This is a genomic window from Prosthecobacter fluviatilis, assembly GCF_042655725.1.
Lineage (GTDB): Bacteria > Verrucomicrobiota > Verrucomicrobiia > Verrucomicrobiales > Verrucomicrobiaceae > Prosthecobacter > Prosthecobacter fluviatilis.
On sequence record NZ_JBHSMQ010000004.1, the window covers coordinates 480,060 to 501,611 of the forward strand.

General features: G+C 64.4%; 7 protein-coding genes. 5 read left to right on the forward strand and 2 right to left on the reverse strand.

The features are described from left to right. Positions 1-275: 275 nt before the first annotated feature. Positions 276-8,876 carry an Ig-like domain-containing protein gene (locus ACFQDI_RS13480; protein WP_377167387.1) on the forward strand — a complete coding sequence of 2,867 codons (8,601 nt, stop codon included), beginning with the start codon at positions 276-278 and terminating at the stop codon, positions 8,874-8,876. An 846-nt stretch (positions 8,877-9,722) separates the two neighbouring features. On the opposite strand, the gene ACFQDI_RS13485 is transcribed toward ACFQDI_RS13480, so the two are convergent. Together ACFQDI_RS13485 and ACFQDI_RS13490 are read right to left on the reverse strand one after the other, a co-directional pair. Then, entirely contained in the window at positions 9,723-11,051 is a 1,329-nt protein-coding gene (locus ACFQDI_RS13485) for a carbon-nitrogen hydrolase family protein (protein WP_377167390.1), read from the reverse strand. Between the two features lie 82 nt (positions 11,052-11,133). Further along, positions 11,134-13,887, reverse strand: coding sequence for a zinc-dependent metalloprotease (locus ACFQDI_RS13490; RefSeq protein WP_377167393.1), 2,754 nt, complete (start codon positions 13,885-13,887; stop codon positions 11,134-11,136). Between the two features lie 199 nt (positions 13,888-14,086). Between ACFQDI_RS13490 and ACFQDI_RS13495 the strand changes: the two genes are divergently transcribed. The 4 genes from ACFQDI_RS13495 to ACFQDI_RS13510 all read left to right on the forward strand — a co-directional run bounded on the left by ACFQDI_RS13495 (position 14,087) and on the right by ACFQDI_RS13510 (position 21,550). Next, positions 14,087-16,252 (forward strand): DUF1549 domain-containing protein, encoded by a 2,166-nt coding sequence (locus ACFQDI_RS13495; RefSeq protein WP_377167396.1) that lies wholly within the window; start codon positions 14,087-14,089, stop codon positions 16,250-16,252. 21 nt (positions 16,253-16,273) lie between these two features. Then, a complete protein-coding gene (locus ACFQDI_RS13500) occupies positions 16,274-17,569 on the forward strand; it encodes a DUF1501 domain-containing protein (RefSeq protein WP_377167399.1) in 1,296 nt (431 codons plus the stop codon). Positions 17,570-17,661: 92 nt separating this feature from the next. Continuing rightward, positions 17,662-20,553 carry a hypothetical protein gene (locus ACFQDI_RS13505; RefSeq protein ID WP_377167402.1) on the forward strand — a complete coding sequence of 964 codons (2,892 nt, stop codon included), beginning with the start codon at positions 17,662-17,664 and terminating at the stop codon, positions 20,551-20,553. Positions 20,554-20,566: 13 nt separating this feature from the next. After that, complete coding sequence (locus ACFQDI_RS13510) at positions 20,567-21,550, forward strand: AAA family ATPase (protein ID WP_377167405.1); 984 nt, start codon at positions 20,567-20,569, stop codon at positions 21,548-21,550. Positions 21,551-21,552: the final 2 nt, after the last annotated feature.

Sequence of the window (21,552 nt, forward strand, 5' to 3'; positions counted from 1 at the left end):
TGGAGGACTTTTTGGCCACGGCTCAAAGAGGGGGAAAGAAACAGGGGCGCGAGGATAGACAGTGCCGGGGGGAGTGCAAGGGCGCGAAACGCCGAAGGTCGAACTATCAAGCCCTGCCAACTGTTCGTCATTTCAGACAACATTTACAATCTACTGAATTGTCCGGGGCATGGGGTGGCCGCTTCTTCGCAGGTTTGAAAATATGGTCATTTATGAATCTCGGCATTGAAAATTTTCGACAGCGGCTGCGGCATTCAGGGTCTCTGGCTGGGAGCGTGTTCTTACTGCTTTTTCTCCTGGCGGTGGATCTGCGTGCAGACGGCCTCAGCCACGCCCAGGCGGACGCCCTGCTGGCGGAGGCTGCGCGGCTGGCGCCTGCGGCGGAGGCGGTGGTGCTGAACATCGGGGCGGTCTCTCCGGCCGAGTACAGCACCCAGGGGAGCTGGAGCGCCGTCATCCCCTGGACGCCGCACATCCCCACGTCCTGCGCCCTGCTGCCAGACGGGCGGCTGCTGACGTTTGCCTCCAATCAGCGCACCACCTTTCCCGACGGGCCGCAGTTTACCTATGCTGCGGTGTGGGACCCCGCCACGGGCCAGTTTACCGAGATCAACAACGGCCGGCACGACATGTTCTGCGGCGGGCTCTCCTTCCTGCAGGATGGCCGCCTGCTGGTGAATGGTGGCAACGGCATCAACGGCACCACGGCTCTGGCCAGCCTCTTTGACTGGCGCACGAATGAATGGGTGCCCGCGCAGACGATGGCGGACGGGCGGTGGTACAATACGAGCATCGCCCTGCCAAACGGGGAGGTGCTGACCGCTGGCGGCAATGGCGGCGCGAATGGCAACGGCACCATCGAGCAATGGAATGCGAGCAGCGGCTGGCGGCGCATGAGCGGCATCGCGTGGCAGGCGGTGGCCAATCCGCCCATCGCGAATGCCATCGAGACCAACTGGCATCCCTTCTTCCTCGTGGCGCCTGACGGGCGTGTGGCGCACTTCGGCCCGCATCAGGCGCTGGACTGGATCACCGCCAGCGGCACGGGGTCGATGGCACCGGCCGGGGCCAGCATTCCCGGCACACACTACCCCAAGCAGGGAGCCTGGGCCATGTATGCGCCGGGCAAGGTGGTGGTGGCAGGGGGCCTGACGGCCATCGATGACGGAAAGGTGGTGAGCAAGGCCTTCACCGTGGACCTCAATGGCGCCACACCCGTGGTGGCCCCCACCGCGCCGATGGCGAATGCGCGCTCCTTTTCAAACTCCGTCATGCTGCCCAATGGTGAAGTCATGGTGGTGGGTGGCAATACCTCGGGGGAGTTTTTCAGCGATGTGGGCGCAGTGATGACGCCGGAAATCTGGAACCCCGACTCCGGCCAGTGGCGCGGTGTGGCGGACATCTCCGTGCCGCGCAATTACCACTCCCTGGCCATGCTGCTGCCAGACGGCCGCGTGTGGTCGGGTGGTGGCGGCTTGTCGGGCGATGCGCTGACGGATCACCAGGATGCGCAGGTTTTCACACCGCCACAGTTGTTCAATGCAGATGGCACACCTGCCGTGCGGCCCGTCATCACGGCAGCGCCGGACCGCATCGGCCCTGCGTCCATCTTCACCGTGAACGCCAGCGACGGCGTGCAGTACTTCAGCGCCATCAGCATGTCTGCGCAAACGCATTCGGTGGACACAGGGCTGCGGCATGTGCGCTTCACGCATACGAATCCATCGCCAGGCGTGTATGCGGTCACAGCGCCCGCGAGCATCAATGTGCTCACCCCGGGCTACTGGATGATGTTTGCGGTGGATGCGAACGGCGTGTGGTCCGTCGCGCGCATCCTCCAGGTGACGAACTCCACGCTGCCGGTGGTGACGAATCCCGGGCAGCAGAGCGTGACGCAAAACAGCGCGGTCTCCCTGCCCATCAGCGCCAGCGCCACGGGCGGCACACTGAGCTATACCGCCAGCGGCTTGCCCACGGGGCTGGGCATCGATGCCGCCAGCGGCCTCATCTCCGGCACCGTCACCGCTGCACCGGGCACCTACCGCAGCACCGTGCTGGTGACTGCGGCAGGGCAGGTGACCTCCGTTTCCTTCAACTGGATCGTGCTGCTGCCCAATCTCGGCAGCGGCCAGATCATGCGCGAGTACTGGACGGGCATCGGCGGTGTCAGCGTGGCCAGCCTGACCAGCAGCACTGTCTTCCCCGCAAACCCGAACGGGCGCGACCTGCAGCCGTCCTTTGACGCCCCGCAGGACTGGGACGACAACACCGGCCAGCGCATGCGCGGCTTTCTCTACGTGCCTGTCACCGGGCAGTATCAGTTCTTCATTTCCAGCGATGATGAGTCGAGCCTGATGCTGAGCACCGATGCGAATCCCGCCAACGCCGTGGAGATCGCCAGCCAGCCGGGCTACACACCACCTCAGACCTGGACGTGGTATGCGCAGCAGGCCTCCGCGCAGATCCCCCTGCAGGCCGGCAGGCGCTACTACATCGAGGCCCTGGTGAAGGACGGCACCGGGGGAGATCACCTCTCCGTCGGCTGGACAAAGCCGGGGGACGCAGCGGTGTCCATCATCGCAGGCACCTACCTCTCGCCTTACCTCCCCATCGAGAATCCGGTGGTGGCGTGGAGCTTTGATGAAGCGGGCTGGAATGGTACCGCAGGCGAGGTGAAATCCACCGCCGCAGGTCTGGTGGCCATCGCCGGCACGGCAGGCGGCGGAGCGAATACGACGAGCGCCAATCCCGCGCTCAGCGGCAATCCCGGCACGGGCGGCAGCGCGTTGTTCAACGGCACAAGCCAGAGTGTCGTGATGCCTTACAGCGCAGCGCTGAATCCGAACGACTTCACCATCGCCGCGTGGGTGCGGCATGATGCCGCGCTGGGCACGGCGCGCTGCGTGCTCGCCTCGCGGGATGAATCCACCAGCACAAAGAAGGGCTATGGCCTGTGGGTCACGGCGGATGGCTTCTGGCAGCTCCGCACCGGAGCCGATGCCTCCGGCCTGAAAGGCAGCCCGGTCAGCGTGGGGCAGTGGACGCACGTGGCGGCCACCTTCCGCACCACGAGCGCCAGCGGCCAGACTCTCACGGGCCTGCGCCGTTTGTACATCAACGGCAGACTCGTCAACGAAGACACCGGCACCTATGTGCCAAACGCTGCCAACCCCCTCGTCGTGGGCGCCGCCGACAGCCCCGGCACCGCCTTCTTTGCAGGCGCGGTGGATGAGGTCACGCTGCATCAGGCCCCGCTCTCCCAGCCGGACATCCTCGCGCTGCGCGATCTGCGCCATCCCACGGTGGCGCCGCAGAATCAGCCGCCGCAGATCACCAGCCCGGGGGCGCAGGCCTCGCTGCTCGGCGCGGTGGTGTCCTTGCCCGTCACGGCGAACGATCCTGAGAACGATCCCATCACCTTCAGCGCCACCGGGCTGCCCACGGGGCTTTCGATCTCCTCAGCCTCCGGTGTCATCTCAGGCACGGTGACAGCGGCGGGTGCTTTCAATGTCACCGTCACAGTCAGCGATGGCATCAGCACACCGGCCAGCGCCGCCTTTGTCTGGAACGTTACCGCCGGGCTCACGCTGCAGCCGCTGGCCGCCGCACCGAAGGCCACCGGCAGTGCGCTGTCCTTCACCGCCCAATCGGCGAACGGCATCAACACGCGCTACAAGTGGAACTTTGGCGATGGCACGCCCGAGACCGCATGGCTCACGACCACCATCATCGCGCACACCTTTCCCGGGCCGGGGCGTTATCTGGTGACGCTCACCGCCACGGATGATACGGGTCTCATGGTCACCAGCACCTTTTACCAGGCCGTGTATGCCGCACCCACCACGCGCAGGCCTGCCGCCTCCAGCAGCATCGTTTATGAGCACCCCGCCACGGGCAATGACCGCGTCTGGTGCGTGAACCCGGACAACAGCAGCGTCACCGCCTTTGATGCCGTCACGCGCGCCCGCTACGCCGAGATCACCGTGGGCACCGCGCCGCGCAGCCTCGCGCTGGCGCCGGATGGCAGGCTGTGGGTGACGAATCTCGAAGCAGGCACCATCAGCATCATCAGCACCACCAGCCGCACCGTCGTCTCCACCGTCACGCTCGCGTATGGCTCGCGGCCCTTTGGAATTGCCTTTGATCCCGCAGGCACCGCCGCCTGGGTGGCGCTGGAAGGCACCGGCCGCGTGCTGAAGCTGAACCCCTCCACCGGAGCACAGCTCGCCTCGGTGGATGCAGGCGGCCCCGTGCGTCATCTTTCCATTTCCGCCGACGGCGCGCGCGTGTATGCCACGCGCTTCATCACGCCACGTGTGGCCGGTGAAAACACCGCCACTCCGATGCTCCTGGGCGCAGGCGGGCAGGTGGTCGTCATCGGCACGGCGGCGCTTGCCGTGGAACGCACCATTTTGCTCAACCCCAGCACCGCCGCAGACACCGCCACCTCCGCACGCGGCCTGCCGAACTACCTGGGCTCGGCCGTCATCTCGCCAGACGGTCTCTCGGCCTGGGTGCCCTCCAAGCAGGACAACATCCAGCGCGGTGTGCTGCGCGACGGCCTGCCGCTGAACCACGAAAACAGCGTGCGCGCCATCGTCTCGCGCATTGACCTCACCACCCAGGCGGAGCACCTGCCGTCACGGGTGGACATCGACAACGCGGGCATGCCCAGCGCCGCTGTGTATGATCCGTATGGCATCTACGTCTTCACCACGCTGGAGGCCAGCCGCGAGGTGGCCGTGCTGGACGCGTGGTCGCGCAAGGAGATCACGCGCTTTCCCGCAGGCCGTGCGCCGCAGGGACTCGTGCTCTCGCCGGACGGCGGCACGCTGTATGTGCAGAATTTCATGGACCGCACCGTCACCGTGCATGACGTGCGCGGCCTCCTGCAGGGCGGCAGCACCGCACCCGTCACCACGGCCACGCTCAATGCCGTCACCACTGAAAAACTCAGCGCCCAGGTGCTGAAGGGGAAGCAGCTCTTCTACGACGCGCAGGACCCGCGCCTCGCGCTGCAGCAGTACATGAGCTGCGCCGTCTGCCACAACGACGGCGGTCACGACGGCCGCGTGTGGGATCTCACCGGCTTTGGCGAAGGGCTGCGCAACACCATCACGCTGAAAGGCCATGCCAATCACGGCATGCTGCACTGGAGCGGCAACTTTGACGAAGTGCAGGATTTTGAAGGGCAGATACGCAGCCTGGCCGGCGGCACCGGGCTGATGACGGACACGCAGCTCAACACCGGCACGCGCAGCCAGCCGCTGGGAGATCCCAAGGCGGGCGTCAGCGCCGATCTCGATGCGCTGGCCGCGTATGTGAAATCTCTCACCACCAGCGGCACCAGCCCCAGCCGCACCAGCAGCGGCGCGCTGAGCACCGCCGCCACCGCGGGGCAGCAGGTCTTCCGCACGCAAAACTGCGCCTCCTGCCACAGCGGGGTAAACTTCACCAGCAGCGCGCCCAATGTCTTTGCGAACATCGGCACCCTCAAGCCCTCCAGCGGCAAACGCCTCGGCGGCACGCTCACCGGCCTGGATGTGCCCACGCTGCGCGGAAGCTGGGCCACCGCCCCGTATTTGCACGATGGCTCTGCGGCCACGCTGGCAGACGCCATCACCGCGCACCAGGGCGTGACGCTGACGGCCACGGACCTGTCCAGCCTCGTCGCATTCGTGGCCAGCATCGACGATGCACCCACCACCGCGCCGCTGCCCTTCACCCTCGCGCTCAGCACGCCGCTCAGCACCGTGACCACCGCCTTCACCGTGACGGCAACGTTCAGTTCCTCCGCATCGGGCTTCACGCTGGGGGATGTGGCCGTTGCGAATGGTGCCGTCTCCGGCTTCAGCGGCAGCGGCTCCAGCTACACCTTCAAAGTCACCCCCGCCACCGCAGGCGCAGTCACCATCAGCGTCCCCGCCGGTACCGCCACCGACAGCACGAGCCTGGGAAACTCCGCCTCCAATGTGCTCAGCGTGACCTACGCCCCTGTGGACACCACGCCGCCCTCCGTCGTGCTCGCCACACCGGCTGCCGTCGTCGTCGCCCCCTTTGAGGTCACCGCCACCTTCAGTGAAAACGTCACCGGCCTGCTCGCGTCCGAGTTTGTGGCGACCAACGGCACCGTCACCACCCTGTCATCTTCTGGTAGTGTGTGGTCTGCCACCGTCACGCCCACGGCGGCGGGCAAGGTGACGGTGCGGCTGCCCGCAGGCATGGCGCAGGATGCGGCGGGAAATCCGAACACCGTCTCCAATTTGCTCTCGGTCACCTATGCTCCGGTTGTCGCCGGACAGTCGGTCAAACTCCAGGCGGAGGATTTTGACCAGGGCGGGGAAGGGGTGGCCTACCACGATGCGGAGGCCATCAACCTCGGCGCTTACGTCTCCGGCCTCCGCTACCGCGACAGCGGGGTGGACATTGAGCCCTCCAAAGACACCGATGCCACGCCCTCCGTCGGCTGGATCGCCCCGGGCGAGTGGCTGCGCTACACCACGGCGCTCACGGCCGGCACCTACACCCTCAATGTGCGCATGAGCACCCCGTCAGCAGTCCCGGTGCCGGTGCGTGTGCTGATCAATGGCACGCTGGCCAAGACGCTCAGCATCACCAGCTCCGGCAGCTATTACACCTGGAAGACCTACTCCTTCACTGGCGTGACCGTGGCAAACTCAGGTCCGGCGGTCGTGCGCATCGAGTTCCCGAACGGCAACGTCAATTTCAACTGGATGGAGTTTGTCAACACCACCCCGACGCCCGACACCACACCGCCCACCGTGCTGCTCAGCACCTCCGCAGCCAGCGTCACCGGCCCGTTTGTGGTCACGGCCACCTTCAGCGAAAGCGTCAGCGGCCTGCTCGCTTCCGAGTTTGCCGTCAGCAATGGCACGGTCACCGCGCTTTCCGCCGCCGGGGCGGTGTGGTCAGCCACGGTTGCGCCTGCGGCTGCGGGCAGTGTCACTGTCAGCCTGCCGGCCGGCATGGCGCAGGACACGGCGGGAAATCCGAACACCGCCTCCAATCCCGTCACCGTGAGCTACAGTCTGGCCGGTGGCACGCATGGCCTCACCGGGGACTACTACATCGGGAAAAATTTCGAGCAGTTCAGCTTTGCCCGCACAGAGCCCACACTCAACAATGCCTGGGGCACCGGCAGCCCCGACTCACGGATACCTGCCGATGGCTTCAGCGTGCGCTGGCATGGCTGCCTCATCCCGCGTTACACACAGACCTACACCCTCATCCCCGTGACGGATGACGGCGTGCGTCTGTGGGTGAACGGCCAGCTCCTGGTCAATGACTGGAACGACCACGGCGACACCTGGAACAACGGCGTCATCGCCCTGCAGGCGGGCGTGGCCGTGCCCGTGGTGATGGAGTACTACGAAGGCACCGGCGGCGCCACCGCGCGGCTGCTGTGGGAGAGCCCGGGACAGACGCGCGAGGTGATCCCCCAGAGCCAGTGGCTCGTCAGTGCGCCAGGCGCAGCGCCGGCGGCTTCGCCAAACACCATCACACTCGCCTCCCTCACACCCGTCATCCTTTCACTCTCCGGCAATCTGGCCGCGAGCCACTCCGATGAGGACGGCGCCTCAGACCTCCTCGAAGTCGCGCTCGGCACCTCGCTCACCAGCGGCGTCGTCCAGCCGGCCACGGGCTTGCAGGTCGTGGCACGTGGCGGTGGCACCAGCATCGACGCCAGCGTGCTGCGCCCGTCAGGGCAGGGGGCGTTCACCTTCACGCTGGAAAGCAGCGGCGACCTCGCCACCTGGACCCCGCTCAGCGTGACGCCCACCGTCACCAGCCAGGGCGGCGGCTGGGAGCGCGTGACCTGGCCAGACCTGCAGAGTCTGCCGGGCCAGAGCCTCGCGCGCGGCATCGTGCGTCTGCGCATCACGCAGGCAGGCGGTGGCAGCAGCACCACCACGCCGGTGGGCTGGCAGCAGACCGCTCTGAATTCCGGCACGCAGAGCTTCGGCCTCAATCTCACCCATCAGGCGCTTTTCACCGGCCGCATCAGCGCAGCAGGTGCCACCGGCGTCACTCTCGGCGAGCAAACCTCCGTGGTGTCCGTCATGGACCCCGCCCGGAGCTACTACCTTGAGATTCTCAGCGGCCCGCAGGCCGGGCACCGCCTGGATCTCCAGGGCATCACCTCCACGGCCTGCGTCGTTGCCGCAGACTCTCCATGCACCACGCTGCCAGCCAGCGCCATCGCCGGTCTGACCGGGGCTCTCGTGAGCCTGCGCCCGCACCGCACCCTGGGCGAGGTCTTTGATCCCGCCCTCTTTCAGGGCGGCCCCACCTCCGCCAGCGCCGACCAGGTCCTGTTTTACGCACCCGCAGGCTACGTCCCCTGCTGGCTCTACGCCTCCGGCGGCATACGCCAGTGGGTGCCTGAAGGCGTCAGCCACGAAAGCGTGAATGACACTCTCATCCCACCCGGCACGGGCGTCATGCTGCAGATCGCCCGCCCCGCGCCCGCCCCTCTGCTCACCACCGGAAGTGTGCGCACCACGCCTTTCGCCCGTCCGTTGCAGGCGGGGTACAACCTCTTTGCCAATCCCTGGCCGCTCGACACCACACCCGCCAGAGCTGGCCTGACGTCTTCCGCCCTCGTGGCCAGCACCTCCATCGCCCTGGCGGACCAGCTGCAGCTTTGGAAAGGAGACACTGCCGCCGCCGCGACCGGCTACCAGGGCTTCTGGCTCTTCCAGCTTCCCGGCATGCCTGCGCCCCTCTGGGTTTCGCTGGCAGATGCCACCATGCAATCTCTGAACAACACCCCCCTCCTGCGCGCCGGACGCGCCACCTTCATCAAGGCCCAGCCCAGAGGCAGCCGCCCGGTGTGGATGGTGCCAGCCCCATGAGCGGCGGCCCTGCCTGCACCAGACCTCCTTTCAGCGGCTAAGGGACTCATACCACGGACAGTTGAAAACGGGTCTTATGGATGTAAGCCAGCATCCCATGCGGCTAGCCAGCGCTCTGGCGGAGAGGGATCGTCCCGATCCCTCACGCTCACGCATCGCCCTGCATACTCGTGCCTCCGCAAAGCCGAGCCTCCCTCATCATCCAGCGCTCTCGCACATCCGCGAATACGCTGCAGGTGGGGGGATCAAGATGATCCCCCTCCGTCGCTGCGGCGAAGCCTCTGGCGGAGTGGGATCGTCCCGATCCCACAGGCTCCCGCTTCATCCAGCGCCATCGCACATCAGCGAACACGTTGCAGGTGGGGGGATCAAGATGATCCCCCTCCGTCGCTGCGGCGAAGCCTCAGGCGGAGTGGGATCGTCCCGATCCCACAGGCTCCCGCTTCATCCAGCGCTCTCGCACATCCGCGAACACGCTGCAGGTGGGGGGATCAAGATGATCCCCCTCCGTCTCTGCGGCGAAGCCTCTGGCGGAGTGGGATCGTCCCGATCCCACAGGCTCCCGCTTCATCCAGCGCCATCGCACATCCGCGAACACGCTGCAGGTGGGGGGATCAAGATGATCCCCCTCCGTCTCTGCGGCGAAGCCTCTGGCGGAGAGGGATCGTCCCGATCCCTCACGCTCCCGCATCGCCCTGCATACTCGTGCCTCCGCAAAGCCGAGCCTCCCTCATCATCCAGCGCTCTCGCACATCCGCGAACACGCTGCAGGTGGGGGGATCAAGATGATCCCCCTCCGTCAGCTCGTGCCTCCACCTTTAGACCCGTTTTTAACAGATCGTGGTATCACTCCTTGAGCGCCGGAGGCCGGTGGCTCTGGATCTGCGCCTTGAAGTCCCCAAGGCTGTTCCAGTGCGTGGGCGCGTTGAGATCCACCTCCGTGATGGCCAGCGTGCCAAACTCCTCCGCCTTGGCCAGCACATCGCCGTAGTGGTCGAAGATGCCTGAGATCATCCACTCGTTCTTGCGGGAGTCCGTGTAGGTGCTGCTGACGATGTAAACGTGGTTTTCGCAGGCACGCGCAGCAGCGAGCATGGGATTGCAGCCCCACACCGGCCACGCGATGACCTCCGCACCTTTGATCGTGAGGGCGCGGGCGACTTCCGGGAAGAAGCCGTCGTAGCACACCATCATGCCCACCTTGCCAAAGCGGGTGTCAAACACCGGGTAGTCATGACCGGGGGTGATGCCCGCCTCGATCTCTCCACGCGGCAGCGTCACCTTGCGGTACTTGCCCACCAGCGTGCCGTCTGGGCCGAGAAGCGCGGCGGTGTTGTACAGCGTCTTGCCCTCGCGCTCCACCAGTCCGGCCACGATGTAGAGATGGTGCTCCTTGGCCAGTTTGCCAAAGTACTCCGTGCTCGGTCCGGGCACAGGCTCGGCACACTCGGCCATCGTCTTGCCGGTGCCGTAGTAGGTCAGCGTCTCGCCGAGCACCACAAGGTCCGCCTTCTGTTGCGCGGCCTGCGCGATGAGCGGCGCATACTGCGGCGGTTTGTCAGCGGGGTTCTTGCCGTCCTTCGGCTGCAGGTGGATCGTCGCCAGCCTGACCTTGCGCGGGGCTGGGGCGGGCACGGCTGCGAATGAAACATCGCTCCACTCCACACGCGCATTCGCGGCCCATTGCAGGTAGAGCTCGATCTTTGCCTGCTTCGCCTTCGCCGGCGCGCGCAGGGTGCTCTCACAATGAATCCACTGCTTGGGCTCCCCGTCTGGTACATTCGGATACTCCGGCTCCGCTCGCGGCACGGTGCCTTTGGCGTAGCCTTGCTTGGCAGGCTCCTCCCAGCTCACAGGCTTGCCGTTTTCATCCTGCCAAAGAATGCGTGCATACACACTGCGGCGCGCCGTGGGCATGGTGCTGGCTTTTTTCCATGCGCTGAACTGGTAGTGCTTTCCACCCTCCACCGGCAGCGTGTGCGTCCAGCAGCCGATCCACTGCTCTCCCTCGCCGGTTTCAAGAATCAGTGCTCCCTTGCCATCATGCCCGCCCGTCTGGCTGGTGCTCGCAGCAGGCTTCGCCTCATCACGCGGAGACCACAGCACCCAGCCGTCTGAAAACGCCGCATGGGAAGCGGTGGCAAGGAGGCAGAGGAGGGTGGTGAGGGATTTCATGCGGGAGGGTACGTCGGCTGGTGCCGCAGTCTTGTGCGGCACCATCGCGAACCTCTCTTTTGTCCATGGCTTTGAAGCCCGCCTACTTCTCATCCAGCCCGCGGCGGATGCGGTACTTGATCGCAAGCTGATGCGCCGGGGAGTTCGCAAAGGTGAGGCCCTTGATGCGCTCCAGCTGCAGCAGCGCCACGCTTTGCACGGCATGGTAGTAGCCGCCGTTGTGGGCGATGTTGAGCAGGCGGTTGATGTAGTCGAGCTGCAGGTTCTGGCGTGCGATGCTCACCGGCTTGGCGGGGTCGTCCCCGGTGCAGATGGCCGTCGTCAGTGTGTTCATCACTTCATCCAGGCTCAGCTGGTTGCCGTACAGCGTGGTGTCCTCGATGCGCTGCAGCGTGCGGGCGTGCAGGAGCTGATCGAGCAAGGAGCGCTGGATCTGGAACACACGCTCATGCAGCTTGGGGTCCTCCCCTTCATCACGGTGGTCAAAGCCACGGCGCTGCAGCTGCAGGTGCGCGTAGAGCTCCGGCGGTCCGGCCAGTGCGTCAGGCGCAAAGGCGTGCTTTGCCAGCGCTGCCAGGGCCTGGCGCTGCTTGTCCGCCTCCACGGGCTTGAAGGGCACTGTGCCCGGGGCCTGGCCCTGCACCGCACGCTCCACATACACACCGCCCACGTAGCGCGAAATGGCGTTGAGCGAGCTGCTGGCCTCCTTTGTCAGCGAGGCAAAGGCCTGTGAGACCTCCTGCCAGCTTTTGCCAGGATCTGACACATCTTTCATGATGTTGCCGATCTCGGTGCGCACGATCTCACAGCGCTGCTCGCCGTAGCTGATGGCGTCGCTGCTCATGTCATAGAGCATGGCGCGCGGGTCGATGGCCTTGCCGGGGGCGCGCATGTCGTCGGCGTCATTGGCAAAGGCCAGCTCCGGCTTGTGGGAGTTTGCGGCGATCTCTTCGAGGCGCTTCGCCTCCTCCACGGGGTCTTCCAGCGCCTCGCTGTAGCCGTAGTTGATCACCCAGTGGTCATACGGGCCGGGCTTGGTGGTGAAGTACTGGCCCTGCTTCACGCCTTTCGGCGCGATGTTCACGGGCGGGTAGTCCATCACGGAGCCGGTGAGGCCGGTCTTCTCGGTGATCTCGGCATTGTGGATGTCCTTCAGGCTGTGAAGCTGGCTGCCACGGAAGTTGTGGTTCAGCCCCAGCGTGTGCCCCACCTCGTGCAGGCAGAGGTAGTAGAGCGATTCCTTGATCAGCCGGTCCATCTCCACGCGGTCGCTCTTCTGCAGCCGCAGCATGGTCTGGCCAAACTGCAGGCCGTTGCGTGCGGAGCCGCAGGCGTCGCACGCAGCGGGGTCAAAGGCCTTGGTGCCGGCTTCGGTCCCCAGATCCGCAAAGAGCTTCTTTGTCAGCAGCCGCTTGGTGATGAAGCTGTACTCCAGCATGATGTCTGCGCCGAGGATCTCTCCGGTGCGCGGATTGGCAAAGCTGGGGCCGTAGCCGCCGAAGGGGGGGGCCACACTGCTGGTCCAGCGCAGCACGTTGTGCTCGATGTCATCTGCACTCCACTTGGCATCATCGGGCTGCTGCTTGACGACGACGGCGTCTTTGAAGCCGGCAGTTTCAAAGGCTTCGTTCCACTTCAGCACGGCGGTGCGGATGGTGTCGCGGAACTCCACGGGCGTGGTGTTTTCGATCCAGAAGACGATGGGCTCCACGGGCTCGCTCAGCGCGGTGCCGGGCTTCTGCTTCACCAGCCGCCAGCGGTGGATGACATCGCGGTAGGGCGCGACATCGGTGCTCGTCATGTCCGTGATCTGGTGCGTGAAGTAGCCGATGCGCGGGTCGTCCAGGCGCGGCTTGTAGTCGCTCTCCGGCATGGCGATCAGCGTGTGCTGCACCTTGACCGTGATGTAGCGTGCGTTGGCCACATCAGCTTCAGTTTCCCAGGTGGGGGTGGGGTTTTCAAACACGTACTCCGTCGTGACGGCGGTGTTCTTCGGGTAGCCGTTGATGCGCAGGATCTTGGACTTGGTCTCGGAGAGCCTGCCCAGCACCGCCTTGTCTCCGCCGCTGTGGCTGAACTTCACCTGCGCCAGGCTTTCGCGCAGAAACAGGTTCGTGCACGGAATGAGGTAGCCCTCCTCGTCCTCAGCCGCGATGGTCTCGCTGTTCAGGATGGCGCTGCTGGTGTTGGCCTTGTCCGCCTTGGCCAGCGCGTTCTGCGGATCGAAGTAGAGCTTGGTGTTCTGCTCGATGAGCTCGATGCGGTCAAAGATCTTGCGCAGCGTGAAGACCAGCGAGTCGCCGTAGCGGCCGCGATTGTGGCCGGAGGCCACGGGGCCGTCCACGCTGTGGTTGAAGTAGATGAACTCCGGGCCGAGCTGGCTTTTCTGAACATAGAGCCACGGGCTGCCATGCTCAAAGTCCAGGTAGGTGCGGAACAGGCCGTCGATGCGCTTGAAGGTCTTGGTGAATTCCGCGACGCTTTTGCGCTTGGGCTTGTTGTCCGCGTCCGTGCTGCTCTTGGTCAGGCTGGTGGTCTGTGGCGCAGCGGGTGCGGGTGGCGTCTGCGCCGGGGCGGAGGGCTGTGCCGGTGGCGTCGGCGCTGGCTTGGCAGGTTCCGGCTTGGCGGGCTCGGGCTTCGCAGGGTCAGGCTTGGGCTCCGGCTTCGGATCGCGCTGCGGTTCCGGTTTGGGCTCAGGCTTGGCAGGCTCGGGTTTGGCAGGAGCAGGCTTGGGAGCGGGTTTGGGTTCCGGTTTGCCCTCGGCTGCCGCGGGCAGTTCGCACAGGGACAGAAGCAGGGCGGGGCAGGCGATCAGGAAGCGGCGTGGCAGGAGCATGCAGGGCGGTTGGGTTGGTCGTTTCGATCTTAAAACTACCCGACACAACGGCTCAGCCGCCAGATCATTGTATAAATTTGTGCGTGCCGGGCGGCTGGGGCGGTGTCGCGGCCTCCGCCATACACTTTTCACATTTAATGGTAAGAAGCAGGGAAGCCTCACGTTTCTGCGCCGGACGCCCCCTTAGCCCCTTTTGCATATGACCTCACTCCGCCTCCTCTCCGCGTGCCTGCTCGCCACCGCCACGCTGCAAGCGGCCCCTCTGCCAGAAAGCCAGAAGATCGACCAGCTTCTCAGCAAAGACTGGGAAAAGGCCGGCCTGAAGCCCAACCCGCCCGCCAGCGACGAGGTGCTGGTGCGTCGGCTCTACCTCGACATCGCCGGGCGCATCCCCACCCTGGAGGAGGCGCAGGCCTACATCAGCTCCAAGGACCCGCAGAAGCGTGGCAAGCTCATCGACACCCTCCTGGCCTCCGACGGCTACACCAGCCACATGTTCAACTACTGGGCCGATGTACTGCGCCTGACGGACAACGTGAAGGGCCGCATCACTGCCGAGGCTTATGAGGAATGGCTCAAGCAGCAGGTCAAAGCCAACGTGCCGTATGACAAGTTCGTGAAAAACCTCCTCACCACCGACGGCGGTGTGTGGGACAGCGGCAGCATCGGCTTCTGGCAGCGGGATGAAAACAAGCTCGACCACCTCGCCTACACCGTGCAGGTCTTTCTGGGCACCAGCATCGTCTGCGCGCAATGCCACAACCACCCTTTCGACAAATGGTCGCAGATGGACTACTACCACATGGCCGCCTTCACCTACGGCATGGACACCAAGAGCCGGGGGCTGGACTTCAAAAGCAGCGCCAGCAAGAGCATGGAGCTGGACAAGAAGACCGTGCAGGCCATGAGCGCCGCCGAAAAGAAAGCCTACCGTGCCAAAATGCAGGCCGAGAAAAAGGCCGAGGAATCCAAGATCAGCAAAGAGGACATGGCGCAGGTCAAGCGGGCCATGCAGGACGTCATGAAACCCCTGCGCTACACCAGCGCCGAGTGGCAGGAAGGCAGGCTGCCCTCCCTCCCTGCAGACTACAAATACCCCGATGCCAAGCCCGGCCAGAAGGTGGAGCCCAAGACCATGTTTGGCCAGGACGCCGTGCTCAAGCCCGGCCAGACGCAGCTCGCCGCCTTTGCCGACTGGATGACCAGCCCGGAGAATCCGCGCTTCACCACCGTCATCGCCAACCGCATGTGGAAGAAAGCCTTCGGCGTGGGTCTGATCGAGCCCGTGGATGAAATGACCGACAGCACCGTGGCCAGCAATCCGGCGCTGATGGACTACCTCACCCAGCTCATGGTCGAAAAGCAGTACTCCCTCAAATCCTTCCTCCGCGTGCTCTACAATACCGACACCTACCAGCGTGCCGCCACGGCAAACGAGGTGCCGCTTGGGGAGACCTACCACTTCACCGGCCCCATCCTCCGCCGCATGAGCGCGGAGCAGATCTGGGACTCCTTTGTCACGCTCTCCAAGGGCAACGTGGATGACAGCGTCGATGATGAAAACGCCCGCCTGCACCAGTATCTCGACGATCTCTCCATGTTCCTCGGCACCGTCAAATCCAAGGGGGCGGAGGGGCTGGTGCAGATCGCCAAGGAGGGGCGGGCCAAGCTGGATGCTAACCAGAAACGCATAGACGAGATGAAGGCGAAGCTCGAAGCCGACAAGGCCAAGGGCATCGACACCACGGCGGAGGCGAAGAAGCTGGCCAAGGAAGCCAGCGCCCTTCGCAAGTCCTCGGAGAAGGACATCCTCGTCGCCCTGCTGGGCAAGGAACGCGCGGATGACCTGCGCCAGGGCTACCGCCCCGAGAAACCGGCGCAGGAAAAGCGCCCGCAGGTCGATCCCAAGACGCTCGCCTCCATGACCAAGGAACAGCGCAAGGACTTCCTGAAGAACTACAAGCGTGGCAGCAACGGCAAGGACGCCATGGGCCTCACCTCCCGCGCCTCCGAGCAGCCCAGCCCCGCACGCCCCGGCACCTTCCTGCGCACCTTTGGCCAGAGCGATCGCGAGCTCATCCAGAACGCCAGCGACGACGCCTCCGTGCCCCAGGCGCTCACACTTCTCAACGGCCCCGCTGCCGATGTGCTCAGCAACCCGGCCTCCAAGCTGAACCAGGCCATTGCCCATGCGTCATCGCCCGCGCAGAAGATCGACACTCTCTACCATGCGCTGCTCAGCCGTGCGCCCACGGCCAGTGAGAAGGCCATCCTCGACACCGTCATCAAGGAGCGCGGAGACAAGGCCGTGGCGGACGTCACCCACGCGCTCATCACCGGCTCGCAGTTTCTTTTTGTCCAGTAATTCCCCACCCACGCGCCCCCCATGAAAACGCTTCTCAACTCCTGTGACGATGTCACCCGCCGTGACTTTGCCAAAAACATCGCCAAGACCTGCCTGGGCGTCACCGTGATGAGCGCCCTCGCACCGCGCGGCTATGCTGCCTTTGAAGGCTCCAGCAAGGCGAAGCAGGCCGCCACGGCCAAGCGCGTCATCTATCTGTACATGTCCGGCGGCATGACGCACCTGGACACCTTTGGCTGCGTCCCCGGTGCAGACACCATGGGCGGCACCAAGACCATTCCCACCAGCGCAGACGGCGTGCAGATCGGCGAGCTGCTGCCGCACACCGCGAAGATGATGCACCGCGGTGCCATCATCAATTCGCTCACCTCCACCCAGGGCGCGCATGCCCAGGGCAATTACTTCCAGCACACCAGCTACACCATGCGCGGTGCCACGCGGCACCCCACGCTGGGCGCCTGGATGCAGAAGTTTCAGGGAAAGGGGAATGCCGACCTGCCCGGCTCCGTCATCATCACGGGGGACAGCAAGCATCCCGGCGGTGGTTTCTTTGAGGCCGCGTATCAGCCGCTCATTCTCAACGATCCCTCCAAAGGCCTGCAAAACAGCCACCGCCCTGCCGCGCTGAGCGAAAGCGACTTTGACTACCGCCTCGGCCTCTCCGCCAAGCTCGACCAGAGCTTCCAGCAGTCCTACAACTACAAAAACGTGAAGGCCTATGCCGACGTTTACAAAGACGCGATCAAGGTGATGAAGAGCGAAGACCTGGAGGCCTTTGATCTCAGCAAGGAATCTGCCGAAACGCATGCGGAATACGGTCCGGGCAATTTTGCCCAGGGCTGCCTCCTGGCCCGCCGCCTTGTCGAGCACGGTGTGCGCTTTGTGGAGGTGAACCTCGGCGGCTGGGACATGCACCAGGACATCGGTGCACGCCTGCCAGAACGCTGCGGCGATCTCGACCAAGCCCTCGGCACCCTCCTCACCGACCTCGAACGCCGCGGCCTGCTGGATGACACCCTCGTCGTCCTCACCTCCGAATTTGGCCGCACCCCGAAGATCAACCAAAACGAAGGCCGCGACCACTATCCCAAAGCCTTCAGCTCCGTCCTCTGGGGCGGCGGCATTGCCGGTGGCCAGGTCTATGGCAAGACGGACAAAGGCATCGAAGTCACCGAAAACAAAGTCAGCGTCCCCGACTTCAACGCCACCATCGCCTACGCGCTCGGCCTGCCGCTGGATCTGGTTCTCTATTCCAGCACCAAGCGTCCCTTTACCGTGACCGACAAGGGGCAGCCCATTACTAGCTTGTTTGCTTAGGTGGGGTGAGTTTCTGATGTGGGATGATTCATCATTTTTTTGCGGCTTTTTATCGACAAAATTTTTCGCTCTGATCAAGATGGCGAAAAATCATGCGATTCAGAAAGGCGCTGCTCAAGCTTAAGGTTCTTGCCAGTCTTCTGTGGGCTCTGCCCGTGGTGGGCGCGGAGCTTTCCGATGAGCAGCTCCGCAGCGGGCTGACGCAGCTCGCCTCCCTGCTGGCGGTGGATGTGCCGAAGGATGCGCGCTGGGTGCTCGTCGAGAGCCAGGGACGGCGCTTTGGCATCTTCGCGCAGGAGGAGGATGTCTTCCGCACCGAGGGCAACGCCTTCCTCTTTGATGAAAAGCCCGGCTCCGAGGCCCGCGTGCTCATCCTGTATGCAGGCTCGGTTTTCACGGTCTATGCAGAGCGGGAAGGGGGAGGTCCCGTGCGGGAGCCGCAGGAGATGCAGGAGCAGAGATTCAGCGCCACCTGGAAAAAGGCGGACGTGGCCAAGGATGTGGCGGCGGCAGCGGAGTGGCTGAAGAAAGAAGCCAGCCGTGTCAAACCCGGCACTGCCGCGACTCAGATGAACGGGCGGGGGTTTGACGATGACGGCAGCGCCAACCAGCTGCTGCTGCACCAGCAGACAGCCCTCCTGTGGGCCTCCGTCCTGCTGCATACGGGGCATGAGCCCGAGGCCCTCTCGCTCGCCCATGCGGCAATGACCAACGCCGATGAAACCCGCCGCAAGCAGCTGCTCGACGGCTGTTTTGACCGCCGGGCCAACCAGGCCTTTCAGCAGGTGATGAAGGATTTCAACGGGCAGCACGACTGGAGCAAGCTGCGCGACGCGCTGGCCAAACTGGTGAGCCAGTACCCGCTCGGCTGGCAGCTCCGCGACGCGGTGCGTGTGCTGCTGCACAACGTCACCGAACGCGCCAAGCTGCCCGCCGCGCCGCCGCTCAAGACTCTGCGCGCGCTCTCTGACGCAGACCAGAAAGTGCTGCTGGCGTGGCTGAAGGAGCTCGAAGACGGCAAGCAGATCGAATACTCGCGCTGGTCCCTGCCTGAGACAGCGGGTGAAGATGGCGAGGAGCGTCGGTTCAATCAGGTCGCGCATGCGGCCTTCCCGCGCAGCCATGGACTGGCCGCCATTCCTCTGCTGACGGCGCTGCTGGGGGATGACACCCTGACGCTTGTGGATTTGAACCAAGGGCAGGGGATGGAGTTCGGCAGCCACTACTATGGCGGGGGCGATGAGGATGCAGTCACAAAGCTGCAGCGTGCCTACGAACGGCTGCCCAAGCCCAAGACCCGCGCCGAGCTGGCCTGGATGCTTTTGGCGCGAGTGCTGCCGAGAGACCTGCTCAACTCAAACTCTGAAAATCACAAGGAAATGGCGGGTGAGATCCTCTCCTGGTACACCAGCCTCAAGGACGCTCCTCCGGCGGAGCTGGCGCTCGCCTATCTGGAGGCGGGGGAGAACGACCAGAACATCCTCAAACTGGCGCTGGAAGTGACCGATCCGAAAAAGTTCGCCCGGCTGGAAAACAGCATGCTCGAGCAGGCTCAAATCTATGACCTGAGCAATTTGGTCCCCTTTGTGGAAAAGCTTGGTCCTGAAAAAGCGCCCGCTTTTGTGAAGAAAGTGCGCCAGAAGCTGGAGGGTGAACTCAGCCGCTATGGCTCCGCAGATGATCAGAGCCAGCAGCGCAAGCAGATGGAGTCCAACCTCAGGCGCCTGGAAACAGCGGCCAGCGGGCAGAAGAAGAAGCCGGAGATCAAAGAGGTGCTGGCGGTGCTCGCGGCCTACGATCCGGCAGAGCCCACTGAGGACCAGATGGAAGTGCGGGAGGCCTATGAGGAGTTCTCCAAGCTCATGCAGAAACGGTCTGCCAGTGAGCGCCTCGAACTGATCTTCGCAGCGCTGCCGGATTTCAAGTCCGCGGCGCTGGCGGTGAACCTGCTTCAGTTCGCCTTGCGTGCAGATCAGGCGGAGGGCGGGGAAAAGCTCAGGCCTGAGCAGCGGCAGGCGCTGCTGGAGCGCACCCGGCCGCAATGGCAGAAGCTGCTGGATGCTTCGGCGAAAGACGCCGCAGAGTCGAATGACGAGCCGGAAAGACTGCTCATCCTGACCGTGTCGGTGCTCGAAGACATGGTGACTGGGGAGGATCAGCGTGGCGAGCTCTCCCAGTTATCCCTTCTGGGAAGCCGGGGCGCCGCCATTCTCCGGCAGCGCGCCACCACCTTGCTTGCCGGGCAGAAGGTGGAGCCGCTGCCAAGTGCTGCCGCCATCAAAGCCGATGAGCGCCAAAAACTCCTCGATCAATGGAGCAAGAAGTCGGCGGAAGAAATCAGCCGTGGTCTGGAGACGCTTCCTGTGGACCAGCTGCTGGCGCTCAATGAAACACTCGCCCGCGCATCGGACCTGCCCGGCAGCTTCAAGGAATATGCAGGCCTCATTCAAACGGTGCAGATCAAAGCCGTGGCAGATGCCGCTCCCTGGCAGGCGTTTCGGGGCAAGGCATGGAGCAAGGACACACTCGTGGCTCTCGCCAGGCAGGTGTCCTCCTACGGCGGAGGGCGGCTCGTGGTCCAGCTTCAGCGTGGTGCGCCGCTTTTCGGCTTCAATCTTCAGGTGAGCGAAGTGCCGAAATTCAAAGGCCTGTGGCAGGCGCAGCAGTTGGAACGAACAGCTGAAAATTTGGGCGGGAAGCTTCCCAAACTCGGCAACCGCCTTTCTGCCGCCAGCTTTCAGCAGGCGCGTGCCAATGCCCAATGGCTGTGGCTGGACTCGCCCAAGGTCGAGGCAGTCAAGGAAACCCCCAAAGCCGGGGACGATGACGATGAAGCAGCCGAGTCACTTCAGGAAATGCGCGAGGAGGAGCAGACGGCATGGAAGGCTCTGACCCAGGCTGTGGAAAATCCCAAAGCAGTTCCCACCCAGATCATCTTTATCGGCGCTCCCACCACCGCACTCGTCAAGAAAGACAAAGACTAACCGCCCCATCCTTATGCCATCACCCGTTCCACAACCCTCCTGGGAGCACGTGCTCAAGCAAGTCGCCCGCATTCGCGAAGAAACCGGCCGTGTCATCGTGGGGCAGCACGCGGTGGTGGAGCAGATGCTCACCGCGCTGCTGTGCCGGGGCCACTGCCTGCTCGTCGGCGTGCCGGGGCTGGCGAAGACGCTGCTGGTTTCCACGCTCGGAAAGATCCTCGGCCTCAAATTTCAGCGCATTCAGTTCACACCTGATTTAATGCCCACGGACATCCTGGGGAGCGAGGTGCTGCAGGAGGCCGCGAGCGGCGGACGCAGCTTCAACTTCGTCCCCGGCCCCATCTTTGCGAACCTCATCCTCGCGGATGAAATCAACCGCACACCCCCGAAGACGCAGGCCGCACTGCTCGAAGCCATGCAGGAAAAGCAGGTCACCGTGGCTGGCAAAACGCGTGCGCTGGAAGAGCCCTTTCTGGTCTTTGCCACGCAGAACCCCATCGAGCACGAGGGCACCTATCCGCTGCCGGAGGCGCAGCTCGACCGCTTCTTCTTTGAGATCCGTCTCGACTACCCCACAATGGCGGAGGAGGCGGAGGTGCTCGCGCGTACCACGGGCAAAACCGTGGCTGCTGCGGAGGCGGTGCTGGACGCCAGCAGCCTCATGGCGCTGCAGGAGGCGGTGGTGGAGGTGCCGGTGCCGGACCACGTCACGCAGGCGATTTTGCAGCTCACGCATCGCTCACGCCCGGCTGGCGAGCTGGCGGATGACTTCATCAAAAACTACGTTGCCTGGGGCGCGGGCCCGCGTGCTTCGCAGTCGCTGGTCCGTGCCGCGCGTGCTTTGGCATTGCTGCGCGGTCAGGCCGCAGCATCCATCGAGGAGGTGAAGGCCGTGGCCGCACCCGTGCTGCGGCATCGCATCCTGCCAAACTACAACGCCACCGGCGACAACATCACCGTGGAGCAGATCATCACGCACCTGCTCGGCAAACTTTGATC

Bases quoted from the DNA above. Each gene is read 5' to 3' on its own strand.
- ACFQDI_RS13495 (WP_377167396.1), top strand. From the start codon at position 14,087: ATGACCTCACTCCGCCTCCTCTCCGCGTGCCTGCTCGCCACCGCCACG.
- ACFQDI_RS13500 (WP_377167399.1), top strand. From the start codon at position 16,274: ATGAAAACGCTTCTCAACTCCTGTGACGATGTCACCCGCCGTGACTTT.
- ACFQDI_RS13490 (WP_377167393.1), bottom strand. From the start codon at position 13,887: ATGCTCCTGCCACGCCGCTTCCTGATCGCCTGCCCCGCCCTGCTTCTG.
- ACFQDI_RS13485 (WP_377167390.1), bottom strand. From the start codon at position 11,051: ATGAAATCCCTCACCACCCTCCTCTGCCTCCTTGCCACCGCTTCCCAT.
- ACFQDI_RS13505 (WP_377167402.1), top strand. From the start codon at position 17,662: ATGCGATTCAGAAAGGCGCTGCTCAAGCTTAAGGTTCTTGCCAGTCTT.
- ACFQDI_RS13510 (WP_377167405.1), top strand. From the start codon at position 20,567: ATGCCATCACCCGTTCCACAACCCTCCTGGGAGCACGTGCTCAAGCAA.